At 46.5% G+C, this 1,083-nt stretch carries 2 protein-coding genes; both read right to left on the reverse strand.

Features of this window, described 5'->3' with window-relative positions; all coding sequences use genetic code 11:
- Positions 1-249 (reverse strand): DUF6930 domain-containing protein (locus F6K20_RS39555; RefSeq protein ID WP_502708943.1); only part of this gene is annotated, 249 nt, incomplete at its 3' end.
- 465 nt (positions 250-714) lie between these two features.
- The coding region (locus F6K20_RS39560; RefSeq protein WP_502708944.1) for a diacylglycerol kinase catalytic domain-containing protein at positions 715-1,083 on the reverse strand (369 nt) is incomplete at its 5' end.

Raw genomic sequence — 1,083 nt, forward strand, 5'->3', positions numbered from 1 at the left:
GATTTGTTCCATGGCTTGCATAAGGGCACGAACAATCGCTTCTGGTCCCATTGTTGGTGATACTAAATCCATTGCCCTGACAATGCCTTCTGAGCCATCCACCCAAAGAATGCAATCATTATGACCCTCACCATCCGGCTGATGATTGTTACCAATAACTGACAGGGGACGGCGGTCTCCCTCCCACACACTGGAAGTCTGTTGTAATTTATTGAGCCGACGACGAGTATTGCGATTCAAAGCAGACATAGAATAGTTTGGGTTGATTGCCTAAGTACCGACCATGAATAGCCAGTTGCTGGTGGATACTCCTATCTTACCGGGGTATAGTTGCACAAGCCCCCCTGATCCGAAGTTGCGTTTCACAGATTACATACATGGATTTGGGACACCACCAGACACCACCAGAAACTACCAGATCGAGATTAATAGTACTAGGTATGAATACAACTTTCGAGCAACACGTTCAGGAAACCCTTATGGTTAGTTGATTCCAGCTAATGGTGTTTCTCGTAACCAACAGGCAGCAATCACCGTTTTTGACACTCCTGCCTAACCCCCCTTCCCATGGCCTGGCTTTCTTCAATTCAGCTGGAGGAAAGCCTATACAGAAAATCCTGATCTAGAAAATCCTGATTGTTTTGTTTACCTATATCCCCAGCTCCCCAGCTCGAGAATACTAGTTGACAAAACTTTCTGACATGGATGTACGCTCTAAGGCAACTCCACAGAGGTCGGTTTAGCAATGTGCGGCAATCCCCACCCCAACTTTTCTCGCAAAACCCTGAAAAACTCTGGTGCTTGCAAACGGATAAATCGAGCGGAGTAAGGCGATCGCTTAACTTTTATTTTATCTTCTGGTATGACGTAGCAACCACCATTGCCATCAACTACCATCACCATCGAATTGGGAGTAGCGGGAAAAATGGTTAATTGCTCTGTGTCGGCAAAGACTAATGCCCGAGATGCCAAAGAATGGGGACAGATGGGCAACAGTTGCAACACCGGCACCTCAGGAGTTAATACTGGTCCTCCAGCACTTAGAGAATAGGCAGTAGAGCCAGTGGGTGTTGAGACTATTAA

This window comes from Moorena sp. SIO2C4, from assembly GCF_010672485.1.
GTDB lineage: Bacteria > Cyanobacteriota > Cyanobacteriia > Cyanobacteriales > Coleofasciculaceae > Moorena > Moorena producens.